11 protein-coding genes and 1 pseudogene are annotated in these 14,406 nt (G+C 71.0%); 6 read left to right on the top strand and 6 right to left on the bottom strand.

Going from position 1 to position 14,406, the window contains the following annotated elements; genetic code table 11:
• Nucleotides 1-6 precede the first annotated feature (6 nt).
• Nucleotides 7-1,089 (top strand): polyprenyl synthetase family protein, encoded by a 1,083-nt coding sequence (locus ACLQ2S_RS10585; protein WP_309223435.1) that lies wholly within the window; start codon nucleotides 7-9, stop codon nucleotides 1,087-1,089.
• A gap of 34 nt (nucleotides 1,090-1,123) precedes the next feature.
• Here ACLQ2S_RS10585 and ACLQ2S_RS10580 read toward each other — a convergent pair whose 3' ends face one another.
• The gene (locus ACLQ2S_RS10580; protein ID WP_309223436.1) at nucleotides 1,124-1,507 is read right to left on the bottom strand and encodes an Rv2175c family DNA-binding protein; all 384 of its coding nucleotides are present in this window, start codon (nucleotides 1,505-1,507) and stop codon (nucleotides 1,124-1,126) included.
• Nucleotides 1,508-1,671: 164 nt separating this feature from the next.
• Here ACLQ2S_RS10580 and pknB point away from each other — a divergent pair, with 164 nt between their 5' ends.
• Both pknB and ACLQ2S_RS10570 read left to right on the top strand, forming a co-directional pair.
• Complete coding sequence (gene pknB, locus ACLQ2S_RS10575; RefSeq protein WP_155219208.1) at nucleotides 1,672-3,657, top strand: Stk1 family PASTA domain-containing Ser/Thr kinase; 1,986 nt, start codon at nucleotides 1,672-1,674, stop codon at nucleotides 3,655-3,657.
• Nucleotides 3,657-4,529: a deoxyribonuclease IV gene (locus tag ACLQ2S_RS10570; protein ID WP_155219211.1), complete on the top strand. Its 873-nt coding sequence runs from the start codon at nucleotides 3,657-3,659 to the stop codon at nucleotides 4,527-4,529. Before pknB ends, ACLQ2S_RS10570 begins: the two co-directional genes overlap by 1 nt.
• Before the next feature lie 82 nt (nucleotides 4,530-4,611).
• Here the strand turns inward: ACLQ2S_RS10570 and ACLQ2S_RS10565 are convergent, their stop codons facing one another.
• From ACLQ2S_RS10565 to ACLQ2S_RS10545, 5 genes are all read right to left on the bottom strand, one after another.
• Complete coding sequence (locus ACLQ2S_RS10565) at nucleotides 4,612-5,640, bottom strand: threonine aldolase family protein (RefSeq protein WP_155219214.1); 1,029 nt, start codon at nucleotides 5,638-5,640, stop codon at nucleotides 4,612-4,614.
• Between the two features lie 80 nt (nucleotides 5,641-5,720).
• Nucleotides 5,721-7,127, bottom strand: a complete 1,407-nt coding sequence (locus tag ACLQ2S_RS10560; RefSeq protein ID WP_155219217.1) for a class II 3-deoxy-7-phosphoheptulonate synthase — start codon at nucleotides 7,125-7,127, stop codon at nucleotides 5,721-5,723.
• A gap of 180 nt (nucleotides 7,128-7,307) precedes the next feature.
• Nucleotides 7,308-8,087, bottom strand: a complete 780-nt coding sequence (locus ACLQ2S_RS10555; RefSeq protein WP_425701609.1) for a deaminase — start codon at nucleotides 8,085-8,087, stop codon at nucleotides 7,308-7,310.
• A gap of 67 nt (nucleotides 8,088-8,154) precedes the next feature.
• The gene (locus ACLQ2S_RS10550) at nucleotides 8,155-8,643 is read right to left on the bottom strand and encodes a hypothetical protein (RefSeq protein WP_155219225.1); all 489 of its coding nucleotides are present in this window, start codon (nucleotides 8,641-8,643) and stop codon (nucleotides 8,155-8,157) included.
• 206 nt (nucleotides 8,644-8,849) lie between these two features.
• Complete coding sequence (locus ACLQ2S_RS10545) at nucleotides 8,850-10,475, bottom strand: glycosyl hydrolase family 18 protein (protein ID WP_155219228.1); 1,626 nt, start codon at nucleotides 10,473-10,475, stop codon at nucleotides 8,850-8,852.
• A gap of 263 nt (nucleotides 10,476-10,738) precedes the next feature.
• Between ACLQ2S_RS10545 and ACLQ2S_RS10540 the strand changes: the two genes are divergently transcribed.
• The 3 genes and pseudogenes from ACLQ2S_RS10540 to ACLQ2S_RS10530 all read left to right on the top strand — a co-directional run bounded on the left by ACLQ2S_RS10540 (nucleotide 10,739) and on the right by ACLQ2S_RS10530 (nucleotide 14,328).
• A complete protein-coding gene (locus ACLQ2S_RS10540; protein WP_155219231.1) occupies nucleotides 10,739-11,227 on the top strand; it encodes a glutathione peroxidase in 489 nt (162 codons plus the stop codon).
• A 732-nt stretch (nucleotides 11,228-11,959) separates the two neighbouring features.
• Nucleotides 11,960-13,148, top strand: a pseudogene (locus ACLQ2S_RS10535) (quaternary amine ABC transporter ATP-binding protein); the annotation flags it as partial.
• A 292-nt stretch (nucleotides 13,149-13,440) separates the two neighbouring features.
• Nucleotides 13,441-14,328, top strand: a complete 888-nt coding sequence (locus ACLQ2S_RS10530) for an ABC transporter permease (RefSeq protein ID WP_155219235.1) — start codon at nucleotides 13,441-13,443, stop codon at nucleotides 14,326-14,328.
• The last annotated feature ends 78 nt before the right edge of the window (nucleotides 14,329-14,406 follow it).

Here is a 14,406-nt window from a genome sequence, read left to right as displayed (position 1 = left end):
CGAGATGTGACCCATGCTGCTCCCGTCTCCCCGGTCGACCGTGCCAGCCTGCGCCAGCGGGTCGACAAGGCACTGTCGGACTTCCTCGTCGGCCGTCGCGCCTGGATGGCCGAGGTCGACGACGCCCTGCTGCCGGTCGCCGAGGCGATCGAGGCGTTCGTGCTGGGCGGCGGCAAGCGGCTACGGCCGGCCTTCGCGTACTGGGGCTACCGGGGCGCCGGCGGGGTGGACACCGATGCGGTGGTGACCGCCCTCGCCGCGCTGGAGTTCGTGCAGGCCAGCGCCCTGATCCACGACGACCTGATGGACCGTTCGGACACCCGACGCGGAGAGCCCGCGGTGCACCGACGGTTCGCCGCCCGGCACCGGTCAGCCGGTTGGGGTGGCGATCCGGACAGCTTCGGCGACGCCGCGGCGATCCTGCTGGGCGACCTGTGCCTGGTCTGGTCCGACGAGCTGTTGCACTCCGCCGGGCTCGACCCCCGGACGGTGGCCCGCGCCCGACCGGACTTCGACGAGATGCGTACCGAGGTCACCATCGGGCAGTACCTCGACGTGCTGACCCAGGCCACCGGCGACACCTCGCTGGAACGCGCCAGCAAGGTCGCCCGGTACAAGTCGGCCAAGTACACCGTGGAACGGCCACTGCTGGTCGGCGCGGCGTTGGCCGACGCCCCCGCCGACGTACGCATCGCCTACTCGGCGTACGGGTTGCCGCTGGGTGAGGCGTTCCAGTTGCGCGACGACGTGCTCGGCGTCTTCGGCGATCCGGCGCAGACCGGCAAGCCAGCCGGCGACGACCTGCGCGAGGGCAAACGGACGTACCTGGTGGCGGCCGCGCTGGAGGTCGCCGACGAGGCCGGTCGTGCCCTGTTGCTCGACGGCCTCGGCGACAGCGAGTTGGACGCCGACCGGGTGACCCGGCTGCGGGAGCTGATCGTCGACACCGGCGCGCTGGCCCGCACCGAGCAGCGCATCGTCACGCTGACCGACGCGGCGCTCGCCGCGCTCACCGCCGTCGACCTGGACACCGAGGCCCGACAGGCGCTGGTGGATCTGGCCATCGCCGCCACCCGCCGCGCCGACTGACTCGACCGGCGCGGCGACTGAGCCGGACGGTCCCTCAGAAACCCAGCGCCTGGGCGCGGCGCTTGACCTCACGGGCCTGGTCGCCGCCGAGGGCGGTCGCGGGGGTGCCGCCGGCCAACGTGTCGTCCGGCTCGTAGAGCCAGCGCAGCGCCGCCTCGTCGTCGTAGCCGGCGTCGGCCAGCAGGGTGAGCACGCCCGGCAGGTGCTTGAGCACGGTGTGGTTGGCCACCAGGTCGGCCGGGATCCGGCGGACGCCGTCCCGGCGTACCGCGAGCAGCTGCCGGTCCCGGATCATCTGGTGGACCTTGCTGATCGACAGGTCGAGCCGCTCGGCGACGTCCGGCAGGGTCAGCCAGCCCGCCGGGTCGGCGGGACCGGCCAGGGGCGCGGCGCCCTCGGCGGGTACGGAATCGGTCACGGCACCACCCTGCCACGCCGCCCCCGGCTCCGGTCAACGGCCTCCCGGCGACCACCCTGAGCAGGGGCGACCGTCACCGTACGCGCGCGTCGAACCCGCCGACGGGCACCTGCCGGTAGCATCCTGTTCAACCTTCATCCCCCCGACACATAGACTGCCTGCCGATGGACACACAGGTCGCCGACACGTTGCTGGGCTCGCTGATCGACGGGCGCTACCGCATCCGCGGTCGCGTGGCCCGTGGCGGCATGGCGACCGTGTACACCGCCGTTGACGAGCGGCTCGAACGCACCGTCGCCGTCAAGATCATTCATGCCGCCCAGGGACCACCCGGTCAGGCCGGTCGACCCAGCTTCGTCGACCGGTTCACCGACGAGGCCAAGACCATCGCCCGGCTCACCCACCCCAACGTGGTGGCGGTCTACGACCAGGGCACCCACGCCGGGCGGCCCTACCTGGTGATGGAGTACGTCCGTGGTCGCACCCTGCGCGAGGTGCTGACCGAACGACGCCGGCTCAACCCGGACGAGGCGTTGGCCATCACCGAGCAGATGCTCGCGGCCATCGGCGCCGCCCACCGGGCCGGTCTGGTGCACCGTGACGTCAAGCCGGAGAACGTGCTGGTCGCCGAGGCACCCAGCGGCGGTCCGGCCAACCTCGTCGACAGCGTGGTCAAGGTGACCGACTTCGGGTTGGCCCGGGCGGTGGAGGCGAGCACCGACCACGACAGCGGCAACCAGTTGATGGCCACCGTGGCGTACGTGGCACCGGAGCTGGTGACCGACGGCCGGGCGGACGCGCGCACCGACGTCTACTCGACGGGCATCGTGCTGTTCGAGATGCTCACCGGTCGGGTGCCCTACGACGGTGACCGGCCGATCGACATCGCCTGGCAGCACGTCGACCGCGACGTCCCCGCACCGTCGACGCTGGTGCCCGGTCTGCCGAGGGTCCTCGACGACCTGGTCGCCCGCGCCACCCGACGCGACCCGGCGGCCCGCCCCGGTGACGCGGGCACGCTGCTGGCCGAGGTGCAGGTGGCTCGGGACAGCGTGGGCAGTTCGAACAGCCACACCGCCCTGATCACCCCGGTGACCGACGGCCCCGCGGTGTCCCAACCGACGATGGTGGTCGCGCCCGTGCGTCCGTCCGAGCGACCGACCTGGGCGCGACTGCCGGAGGACGGCTCGCCCGCGCGTGGTCGCCGTCGGGCCGCGTCCGGCGGCGACGACCTGCGTACCCGATTGTCCGGCCTGGTCGCCCGCCTGCCCGGCCAGGGCGGCGGACGGCTCGCCGTGGCGGCGGTCGTCGTGGTGCTCGGGCTGGTGGCCGCGCTCGGTGGCTGGTGGTTCGGGGTCGGTCGGTACACCACCGCGCCGGAACTGGTGAGCATGACCAAGGCCGAGGCGGAGGCACGGGCCTCCCAGGCGGGCTTCGACGTGGTCTACGCCGATCCTCGCTACGACGACCAGGTCCCCCGCGACGGTGTGCTGGGGCAGGATCCCGCCTCCTCCGCCAAGATCCTCAAGGGCGGCACCATCACCCTGACCCTGTCGCTCGGGCCGGAGCGCTTCGAGCTGCCGGACGTGGTCGGCAAGGAGTTCGCGCTGGCCGAGGCCGACCTGCTCAGCGCCCAGCTAGAGGTGGTGAAGGGCACCGCCCGCTACGACGACAGCCTGCCGGAGGGCGTGGTGGTGTCCACCAAACCGGAGGCGGGCAAGGAGGTCAAACCGGGCGACAAGATCACCGTCATCCTCAGCAAGGGCCGCGCCCCGATCACCGTGCCGAACCTGGTCGGCAAGAACCTCAACGACGCCCGCAACCAGATCGCGCAGCTCGGTCTGGTGCTGGTGGAGCCGACGCGCAAGCAGTCCGACAAGCCGCGTGACGAGGTGATCGGGCAGAGCCCGGCCGACGGCAGCGGCGTGGAACGGGGGGCCCAGATCCGGCTGGAGGTCAGCGAGGGGCCGCCGCTGGTGACCGTGCCACGCGTCGTCGACCTGCCGTGCCAGCAGGCCAAGCAGGTGCTGGAGAGCCAGGGCTTCCCGGTGACGGTGCAGTTCAACCCGAACGCCGTCACCCGGTTCCAGAACCCGAACGAGAACGCCCAGGTCGCCCCGGGTACGCAGATCACCATCGGCTGCTTCTGATGACCGCTGCGGTTCCCGGCCACCGGCCGATCGGCTCGCACACGCCCACCTCCGGTGGGCTGGCCAAGGCGGCGCTGCCGTATATCGACGCGGCCGGTTCCGAGGTGGCGCAGGTCTACGTCGGCAACTCCCGGGGCTGGGCGATGCCGGCCGGCGACCCGGTGCAGGACGAGCTGTTCCGCGACGGCTGCGCCGACCGAGGTGTCGCCGTCTACATCCACGCGTCGCTGCTGGTCAACCTGGGTTCACCGACCGCTGCGACGGTCGAGCGGTCGACCCGGACGCTGGCCCACGCGCTGCGCCGAGGTGCCGCGATCGGCGCTCGTGGGGTGGTCTTCCACGCCGGCAGCGCGGTGGACGCCGGGCACGCCGAGGCGGCCATGCGGCAGGTACGCGAGTCGCTGCTGCCGCTGCTCGACTCGGCCGCCGACGCGGGTGGGCCGATGCTGCTGGTCGAGCCGAGCGCCGGAGGCGGCCGGTCGCTGGCCAGTCGAGTGGAGCACCTCGAGCCGTACCTCGACGCGGTGGACCGGCACCCGTGGCTGGGGGTCTGCTTCGACACCTGCCACGCCTGGGCCGCCGGGCATGACCTGGCCGCCGAGGGCGGGCTGACCGCGACGCTGGACGCCCTGGTCACCGCCGTCGGAGCGGACCGGCTGCGGCTGGTGCACGCGAACGACTCGAAGGACCTGTGCGGCTCCACCCGGGACCGGCACGAGAACATCGGCAAGGGCCTGATCGGCGAGCCCGCCTTCGCCGAGCTGATGCGTCACCCGGCCACCGCCGGAGTCCCGGTGCTGGTGGAGACCCCCACCGAACGGCACGAGGGCCACGCCGCGGACATCAGCACCCTCCGCCGCCTCCTGCCCTGACCCCTGCCCTCCGGCCGTGCCGGTCGTTTGCACCGGCCGAGCGGTGACGGGGCACGCCCGGCCAGGGCCGGGACGACGGCGGTCAGCGGCGGAGGATGCGGGTGAGGACGGCGGCGGCCTGATCCGTCTCGGCGTCGGTGACGTCCAGGTGGGTGACCAGGCGGGCGATACGCGGACCGAGCACCGAGACCAGCACACCCTCGGCGCGGGCGGCGGCGGCCAACTCGGCCGCGTCCAGCGGCGCCTTGGTCAGATCCAGCGGAACGATGTTGGTGCGTACCGTGGTGGCCAGCACCCCGAACGGGGCGACCGCCTCCGCCAGCCGGGCCGCCTTCGCGTGGTCGGCGGCCAGCCGGTCGACGTGGTGCGCCAGCGCGTACCGACCGGCGGCGGCCAGGATCCCGGCCTGGCGCATCCCACCGCCCATCCGCTTACGGATCACCCGGCCCCGCTCGATCCGGTCGGCGGAGCCGACGACCAGCGAGCCCACCGGCGCGCCGAGTCCCTTGGACAGGCAGACCGACAGGGTGTCGAACAACGCGCCGTAGGTGGCCAACGGCACGCCGTCGGCGACGTGGGCGTTCCAGATCCGAGCACCGTCGCAGTGCAGCGCCACCTGCCCGGCGTCGGCGATCCGGCGCAGCTCGCGCAGCGTGTCGAGGGGAATCACCCCACCGCCGCCACGGTTGTGGGTCTGCTCCACCGCGATCGCCCGGGTGGGCACCACCCAGGGGGCGTCGGGACGGACCATACCGGCGACCACGTCGGGGTCGAGCTGCGCGCCCACCGGTGGCCAGGTCCGCGAGGTGACCCCGCCGTACGCGGCGGCAGCCCCCATCTCGTACGTGACCACGTGCGCGTCGGCGTCGCAGAGCAGCTCCGTGCCGGGCGGCACCAGCAGTTGCAGGGCGATCTGGTTGGCCATCGACCCGCTCGGGCAGAACAGCGCCGCCTCGTGCCCGAACATGGCGGCGACCTCGGCCTCCAGCGCCTGGACCGTCGGGTCCTCGCCGTAGACGTCGTCGCCCACCTCGGCGTTGGCCATGGCCTGACGCATGGCGAGGGTGGGCCGGGTCACCGTGTCCGACCGCAGGTCGATCAGCTCAGCCATCGGTCGTCCCACCGGTGCCTCCCGTTGGCCATGGTCACCCCTCCGGCCGCCGCACCCGGCGGGCAGGCCGACTCCTCGGGTCAGCCACGGAGCATCTCCGCGACGAGGAACGCCAGCTCCAGCGACTGCTGGGTGTTCAGGCGGGGGTCGCAGGCGGTCTCGTAGCGGCCGGGCAGGTCGAGGTCGGCGATGCCCTGTGCGCCGCCCAGGCACTCGGTGACGTCCTCACCGGTCAGCTCGACGTGCAGGCCACCCGGGTGGGTGTCCAGGCCCCGGTGCACCTCGAAGTAGCCGAGCACCTCGTCGACGATGCGGTCGAAGTGGCGCGTCTTGTAGCCGTTGGAGGACTCGTGGGTGTTGCCGTGCATCGGGTCGCACTGCCACACCACCTTCGCTCCGGCGGCGGTCACCTTGGCCACGATCGGTGGCAGGACGTCACGGACCTTGTGGTTGCCCATCCGGCTGATCAGGGTGAGCCGGCCGGGGATGTTTTCCGGGTTCAGCTTCTCGCACAGCTCGATCGCCTCGTCCGGGCTGGTGGTCGGGCCGAGCTTGACCCCGATCGGGTTGGCGATGCGGGAGATGAAGTCGATGTGCGCGCCGTCGATCTGCCGGGTGCGCTCGCCGATCCAGAGGAAGTGCCCGGACAGCCCGTACGGCCGACCACCGGAGACCCGGGTCAACGCCCGGTCGTACTCCAGGGCCAGCGCCTCGTGTGAGCAGTACAGGGTGACCGTGCGCAACGCGTCGTCCTCGGTCATCCCGCAGGCGCGGATGAAGGCGAGCGCCCTGTCGATCTCCCGGGCGATCGCCTCGTACCGCTCCCCGGCCGGGGAGTTGCGCACGAAGCCCTTGTTCCAGTCGTGCACCGCGTGCAGGTCGGCCAGCCCACCAGCCAGGTAGGCACGCAGCATGTTCATCGCGGCGGCCGAGTTCGCGTACGCCCGGATCATGCGCTGCGGGTCGGCGACCCGCGCCTCCGGCGTGGCCTCCAGCGAGTTGATCATGTCGCCGCGGTAGGCCGGGAGGCCGCGCGCGTCGGTCGGCAGCGACCGGGGCTTGGTGTACTGCCCGGCCACCCGGGCCACCTTCACCACCGGCAACGACGCGCCGTAGGTCAGCACGATGGCCATCTGCAACAGCGTGCGGGCGTTGGCCAGCAGATGGCTCTCGGTGTTGTCGGCGAAGGTCTCCGCGCAGTCACCGCCCTGCAACAGGAACGCCTTGCCCTCGCAGACCAGGGCCAGACGCTGACGCAACTGGTCGACCTCGTACGGGGCGACCACCGACGGTACGGTGTCGAGCACCTTGCAGACCTCGGCGACCTGGGCCTCGTCGGGCCAGGGTGGGGTCTGTGCGCGGGGCAGGGCCCGCCAGAGGTCCAGACCGAGGGCCTCGTCCTCGGCGGAGTCGACGGTCGGCCGGCTGGTCTGCAGCACGGGGCTGCCGACGGCCGGATGGCTCAGCTGGTGCCACTCATGGCGCATGACAGAAAGCGTACGGCGACGGTCCGGGCCGCCGTCCGGCGAGGGGGACCGTTCCGGCAGATGAGAGATCGTCATCACGGGGTGCCGGCCGGTCCGTCGCCGCCGCTCACCGGTCCGGGTGACGGACCCGGACCGGTGAGCCCGGCGGCGGTCCGCACACCGGGCCCACCCGTCGCGGCATCACCGCGTCACGGCCGCCAGGTAAGCGCGAAACGGCTCGGACAGCTCGACCTCGGCGAGGGCGGTCTCACCGCGCCGGGCGATGCCGGGCACCACCGCGGCCACCGCGTCCGTGAGCCGCGTCGTCACCTCCGGGTTCGGGTCGATCCCGGAGGTGACGTGCTCGCGGCCGGCGGCGTAAACGATCTCGCGGACGCCCGCCATCGCGGCCGTCGTGCGGCAGATCGCGCAAGGTTCGCAGCTCGAGTAGACCACCGCTGCGGCCAGGTCGACCGAACCGGTCCGGCGAGCGGCGTCGCGGACCGCCGCCACCTCGCCGTGCGCCGTCGGATCCAGGTCTGAGGTGGTGGTGTTGACCCCCGCACCGATCACCACGCCGTCCTGGACGACGACGGCGGCGAACGGCGGGTGTCCGGCCACGGCGCGACGCCGCGCCAGGTCGACGGTACGGGCCAGCACGCCGGGCTCGCCCCCGAGTGCGGTGAGCGTGGAACCCACCAGATCGGTCCCGTCGTCGGGTTCCGCCAGCTCCTGGAAGATCGTCACCGGTACGTCGGACGGGCCAGCGCGTTCGACCTCGGCGATGTACCGCGCCTGGGCCTCGTCGGCCAGCTCCAACGTCGCACGACCGGCGTCGAGGATGACGAGCCGCTCGCCGTCGGGGCCGTCGATGGCCTCCGACTCCGGCAGGCCCAGGGCGTCACGGTAGTAGGTCACCGCGGCGTCGAAGTCGGCCACGGTCAACACGACACGGAGTTGCTGTACGGAACGTGAGGTCATGGCACGCACCATAGGAGCTGACACCGATGTCAGGGCAACGGTGTGATGTGGCCGGTCACAGCCCCGGTCAGGGGGTGACGGCGGGGCTGGGGCTGGGCGGGTTGCCGCCGGGTTCCTCCGCGGCGATGCACCAGTCGAGCCCGTCACGGGTGACCGTGAACAGCACCGGACGGGTCGCCTTCTTCTTACCGACGGTGACCGTGACCGTGGTGCTGACCTCCTGCCCGGACGGGCCGGGCCGGATGTCGATGATCTCGGACTTCGACACCTTGAAGTGGTCGGCGAAGTCGCCGTTCGCCTCGGTGGCGGCGGCGTCGAACGCCTCGTGCAGCACCGCGCAGAGCTGGCTGCGACCGGCCGCCACGTCCTTGGCGGCCATCGCGTCGAGGTACGCCTGGACCCGCTCGCGGGACTTCAGCATGGCCTCCTCGGCCGGTGCCCGACCGGGCTGCTCGGCCTCGTTCTCGCCACCGACGAGCCCGCAGCCGACCAGGGCGAAGGGCAGGATGGCGAGCAGCGCGGCGGTGCTCGCCGGACGCCGGTACGTGACCCGCATCGTCACCTCCCTCGACGGCGGCATCGAGACACGGTCGATCGGCGAGTCTGTCACACCACCACGATTCGGTGAAAGGAAGGGCCCCTTCCTAACGCCTGATGCATAGGAAGGGGCCCTTCCTTTCACCACAGCGGCGGGAGAAGGCCGGACGGGGAGGGGCCGGTGCGGCCCCTCCCCGTCGGGTGGGTGATGCGTCGACCGTCGGCTCAGCCGAGGCCGCCCTTGATGGCGCTGATCAGCTCACCGTTGCTGGTGTCACCGGAGAGTTCCCAGAAGAAGGCGCCACCGAGGCCCTGGTTCTTCGCGTACGTCATCTTGCCGCCGATGGTGGACGGGGTGTCGTAGCTCCACCAGTTGCTGCCGCACTTGGCGTACGCCGTACCACCGACGGTGCCGGTGGCCGGGCAGCTGTTCTTGAGCACCTTGTAGTCCTCGATGCCCTGCTCGTAGGTGCCCGGTGCCGGGCCGGTCGCGGTGCCGCCCGGCGCGCTCTGCGTGACCCCGGTCCAGCCCCGGCCGTAGAAGCCGACGCCGAGCAGCAGCTTGTTTGCCGGGATGCCCTTGCTCTTGAGCTTCTGAATCGCCGCGTCGGACCAGAAGCCCTGCTGCGGGATGCCGGAGTAGGAGTACAGCGGCGAGTGCGGGGCGGTCGGGCCCTGCGCGTTGAAGGCGCCGAAGTAGTCGTACGTCATCGGCATGATCCAGTTCAGGTGCGTGGCGGCACCGGCATAGTCGGTGGCGTCGATCTTGCCGCCGTTGCTGCCGTCGGCGGTGATCGCGGCGGTGACCAGGTTGTTCGGGCCGAACCGGGCGCGCAGCGCGCTGGCCACGTTCTTGAACGCGTTCGGGCCGCTGGCGTCACAGGTCAGGCCGCAGGCGTTCGGGTACTCCCAGTCGATGTCGATGCCGTCGAAGACGTCCGCCCAGCGCGGGTCCTCGACCAGGTTGTAGCAGCTCTCGGCGAAGGCGGTCGGGTTCTGCGCGGCCTGGGTGAAGCCGCCGGACCAGGTCCAGCCGCCGAACGACCAGATCACCTTCAGGTGCGGATACATCTGCTTGAGCTTGCGCAGCTGGTTGAAGCTGCCGCGCAACGGTTGGTCCCAGGTGTCGGCGACGCCGTCGACGCTCTCCGCCGCCGTGTACGCCTTCTCGTAGTCGGCGTAGCTGTCCCCGATGGTGCACCGGCCGCCGGTGGTGTTGCCGAAGGCGTACAGGATGTGCGTCAGCTTCGACGCCGAGCCGCTGGTGTGGATGTTCTTGACGTGGTAGTTGCGGGCGTAGACACCCCACTGGGCGAAGTAGCCGACCACCTTCTGCGCGCCCGGGTTCGGCGGCGGGGTGGTCGGGGGCGGGGTGGTCGGCGGAGGCGTCGTGGGTGGCGTGGTGGTGGGCGGCGTCGTGGTGGGCGGTGCGGTGGTCGGCGGCGGGGTGCCGCCGCCGCAGGGCGCGCCGTTGATCGTGCAGTTCAGCGGCGCCTGGTACGCGCCGGTGCCGTTGTAACCCCAGCTGAAGGAGGCGCCCGGGGCCAGCGCGCCGGCCCAGCTCTTCTTGACCGCCACATAGCGGTTGCCGGTGCGGGTGACGTCGGCGTCCCAGAAGCTGCCGATGCTGGTGCCCGACGGCAGCTCGAACTCGATGCGCCAGGTGCCCACGCTGGCGTCGGACCCGTTGGTGATGGTGACCCGCGTCTCGTGGCCCGTTCCCCAGTCCGACACCCGGGTGAACGAGGTGGTCACGCTGCCGGCGCCGAACGCCGAGGTCACCGGGACCGTGGCGACGGTCACCGCGACCACGGCGCCGACCCAGAGGGCTCGGCGAAGCGATCTCTTCATGTGGCGTCTCCAAACAGTTAGGAAACTTTCCAAAATGTTGAGGAGACGCTACTCACACGCCACCACTTCGTCAAGATGTGCATGTATCGATTCGCGCCTGACCCGACACCGCCCGCACCGCCCGCCCGCGCCGCCGCACCGCCCGCCCGCGCCGCACCGCCCCGCGCCGCCACACCGCCCGCCGCGCCACACCGCCCGCCTCGCCACACCGCCCCGCACCGCCGCACCGTCCGTGAGCACCGTCCCGGCGGTAGCCTCCGGACATGACCGTCTTCGACATCCCGATCGGTGCGCTCGCCGGTGGCCCGGCCGACCTCGCGCAGTACCGCGGACGCACCCTGCTGATCGTCAACGTCGCCTCCCGCTGCGGCCTCACCCCGCAGTACGCCGGCCTACAGGCCCTCTCCGACGAGTACGCCGAACGCGGGCTGACGGTGCTCGGCGTGCCCTGCAACCAGTTCGCCGGCCAGGAGCCGGGCAGCGCGGCGGAGATCAACGAGTTCTGCCAGGTCAACTACGGCGTGACCTTCCCGATCACGGAGAAGGTGGACGTCAACGGCCCCGACCGCCACCCCCTGTACGCAGCCCTGGTCGACACCCCCGACGCCGACGGTCACACCGGCGACGTCCGCTGGAACTTCGAGAAGTTCCTCGTCGCCCCCGACGGCGCCGTCGTCGCCCGCTTCGCTCCCACGGTCACTCCCGACGACCCTTCCCTGCGCGCCACCGTCGACAAGCACCTCCCCGCCTGATCCCCTCCCCCGCCTCGCCGGTCGTGCGTTTCTGGTAGTTGTTTGCGACTTTATGTGGCATATGAGCCCGACCGCCGCCGCATGACCGGCGACAGCGGACAGGTGTGGGATACCCCATTGCCCCCACGCCCGTTCTCCGCCCGCCGGTCGCCGGTCGCCGAAATCGGACGCCGCCGGAGCGTGTAGATATGATGGAGATTGCGTCTCGGCTCCATGGAGATTCCATGTAGATTCCGTGAATATCCACTTTGGACATCAACGCCGGACGCGGGACGACTGAGGTGCGGACCACACCGAGGAATGGTGTGTAACCCGCGACGGAAAACGCATCACCGACTCGACGACCATCCGACGCGAATACGGTCGAGAAGAACTCATCCGGATGATCACAGCGGCAAAACCTGATCAATCCGGCATTGCTATGCGATGGAAAGTCCGAAATCTTGCGTTTTGGGGCGTCGGCCAGTCGCCCGACCTGAGATACCAGAATCGCGCATCGCTTACCAATGTCCAATAGTGACGACGTCGAATCGCGCCGTCGCATCATGCAGCGGCACGGTCCGGGCTCGGCTTACGGGGTTGCCGTTCACAGAAAACTCTCGGGTAGGGTCGAGGCTCGCTCACCCAGGGCTTGTCGTGACTCGGTAGGCCCACGGCTACGACAGTGTCGACAGAGAAAGCGCCTTCGCGCGTCGCCCAAGAACGCTGCCCGCGTACTGTGTGCCCATTGGAATGGAGACCGTGTCCGCACTCAGAGTGAAATCCCTCTACAAGGTCTACGGCAACCGCGCCGACAAGGCGGCGGAGATCCTCCGCAACAGCCCAGACCGAGACGAGAAGCTGGCAGGACTACCCGTCACGGCCGCGGTCGTCGACGCGAACTTCGAGGTCAAGCGCGGCGAGATCTTCGTGGTCATGGGCCTGTCCGGCTCCGGGAAGTCCACCCTGATCCGGATGCTCAACGGTCTGCTGCCACCCACGTACGGCACGGTCGAGGTCGACGGGGTCGACATCACCAAGCTCAAGCCGGCCGCGCTACGGAAGCTGCGCCGCGAGAAGATGAGCATGGTCTTCCAGCACTTCGCACTCCAGCCGCACCGGTCGGTGCTGGACAACGCCGGCTACGCGCTGGAGATCGCGGGCCTGCCTCGCGCCGAGCGCCGGGAGAAGGCGCTGGAGGCACTCCGGATGGTCGGCCTCGACGGCTGGGCGGACAAACTCCCGCAGGAACTCTCCGGTGGCATGCGCCAGCGCGTCGGCCTGGCCCGCGCGCTCGCCGCCGGCACCGACATCATGCTGATGGACGAGGCTTTCTCCGCGCTCGATCCGCTGATCCGCCGCGAGGTGCAGGACCAGCTGATCGGGCTGCAGGCCGAACTCGGCAAGACGATCGTGTTCATCACGCACGACCTCAACGAGGCGATGCGCCTCGGCGACCGCATCGCGGTCATGCGGGCCGGTCGGATCGTCCAGATCGGCACCGCCGAGGAGATCCTCACCGACCCGTCCAACGACTACGTCGCCCAGTTCGTCGCCGACGTCGACCGGACCAGGATCCTCACCGCGTCGGCGGTCATGGAGCGGCCACTCGGCGTGGTGGACGTGAACTCCGGCCCACGGGTGGCCGCCCGGGTGCTGCGCGAGACCCAGACGTCGGCCGTCTACGTCACCGGCCGGGGCAAGCAGTACCTCGGCACCGTGACCGCCGACGCCGCCACCCAGGCCGTCCGGGACGGGCGGAAGGACCTCCGGGAGATCGTGTCGACCGAGTACGTCCGTACGGTCGAGGACACCACGCCGGTGGCCGACATCTTCGCCCCCTGCGCCGAGAGTCCCGCGCCGGTCGCCGTGGTCGACGCCGACGGTCGGCTCGCCGGCGTGATTCCGCGGGTCACGCTGCTCAGCGCCCTCGGCAGCCTCAGCTCCGACGCCGACGAGGGCAGCACCACGCCCGAACCCACCCACGCGGCCGACCCGGCGCCGACCGGCGACGCGATGCCAACCGGCGACGCGATGCCAACCAGCGACGCGATGCCAACCAGCGACGCGATGCCAACCGGCGACGCGATGCCAACCAGCGACGCGATGCCAACCGGCGACGCGATGCCGACCGGTGCTGGCACGGCTTCGACCGGAGGCGGCCCGGCGGCCACACCGGAGGTGCCAGCGCAGGCGGTTGCCGAGCCCTCGGCCCGGATGACGGGAGAGCCGGCATGAACATCGTCGAGCGTCTGAACGACATGCTGCCGTACGTGGAGATCGGCAACGGGTTCCAGACCGCCGTCGACTGGTCGAGGACGAACCTCACCGCCCTCTTCGACGGCATCGCCGCCTTCGTCGACGCGCTGGTCGGCCCCCTGGTGGACCTGCTCACCGCGCCCCCGGCGATCGTCATGGTGCTGATCTTCGCCGGCCTTGGCTGGTGGCTGCGGAGCTGGAAGTTCGGGCTGGGCACCGCGCTCGGGCTCGGCCTGGTGGCCGGGATGCCGATCTGGAACCAGACCATGAGTACGCTGGCACTGGTTCTGGTCTCCAGTGGACTCGCCCTGCTGATCGCCATACCGGTGGGCATCGTCATCTCGGAGAGCCGTCGCGCCTCGGCGGTCGTCCGACCGGTGCTCGACCTGATGCAGACGATGCCCGCGTTCGTCTACCTGATCCCGGCCATCTTCTTCTTCGGCGTCGGGGTCGTGCCCGGCGCGCTGGCCACCGTGGTGTTCAGCATGCCGCCCGGGGTACGCCTGACCGAGTTGGGTCTGCGTCAGGTCGACCGCGAGGTCGTCGAGGCCGGCGAGGCGTTCGGCGCGTCACCGTGGAAGATCCTGCTGCGCACCAAACTGCCACTGGCCCTGCCGACCATCATGACCGGCGTCAACCAGGTCATCATGCTGGCGCTGTCGATGGTGGTCATCGCCGGGATGGTCGGTGCCGGCGGCCTCGGTGAGGTGATCACGACGGCACTGTTCCGGGCCCAGGTCGGCGCGGGCTTCGAGGGCGGTGTCGCCGTGGTGATCCTGGCGGTGGTGCTCGACCGCCTCACCGACTCCATCGGCGGGCGTACCGCGTCGGCGAAGGCGCAACGCGCCATGCAGAAGGCCTGATCCACCCGTCCCGACCCACGCGGGGGAGTCACCATTGCCGGCGCCCTGCCTCGCTACCGCGAGTTCCGCCGGTGTACG

The organism is Micromonospora sp. DT48, assembly GCF_049844495.1.
Classification (GTDB): Bacteria; Actinomycetota; Actinomycetes; order Mycobacteriales; family Micromonosporaceae; genus Micromonospora.
Note: the sequence above shows the minus strand (reverse complement) of the source record. Positions and strands in the feature narration are given on the sequence as shown.

Excerpts from the sequence above, each read along its gene's own strand:
- ACLQ2S_RS10545 (WP_155219228.1), bottom strand. The coding sequence starts at position 10,475 with ATGAAGAGATCGCTTCGCCGAGCCCTCTGGGTCGGCGCCGTGGTCGCG.
- ACLQ2S_RS10555 (WP_425701609.1), bottom strand. The coding sequence starts at position 8,087 with ATGACCTCACGTTCCGTACAGCAACTCCGTGTCGTGTTGACCGTGGCC.
- pknB (WP_155219208.1), top strand. The coding sequence starts at position 1,672 with ATGGACACACAGGTCGCCGACACGTTGCTGGGCTCGCTGATCGACGGG.
- ACLQ2S_RS10570 (WP_155219211.1), top strand. The coding sequence starts at position 3,657 with ATGACCGCTGCGGTTCCCGGCCACCGGCCGATCGGCTCGCACACGCCC.
- ACLQ2S_RS10565 (WP_155219214.1), bottom strand. The coding sequence starts at position 5,640 with ATGGCTGAGCTGATCGACCTGCGGTCGGACACGGTGACCCGGCCCACC.
- ACLQ2S_RS10540 (WP_155219231.1), top strand. The coding sequence starts at position 10,739 with ATGACCGTCTTCGACATCCCGATCGGTGCGCTCGCCGGTGGCCCGGCC.
- ACLQ2S_RS10560 (WP_155219217.1), bottom strand. The coding sequence starts at position 7,127 with ATGCGCCATGAGTGGCACCAGCTGAGCCATCCGGCCGTCGGCAGCCCC.
- ACLQ2S_RS10530 (WP_155219235.1), top strand. The coding sequence starts at position 13,441 with ATGAACATCGTCGAGCGTCTGAACGACATGCTGCCGTACGTGGAGATC.
- ACLQ2S_RS10550 (WP_155219225.1), bottom strand. The coding sequence starts at position 8,643 with ATGCGGGTCACGTACCGGCGTCCGGCGAGCACCGCCGCGCTGCTCGCC.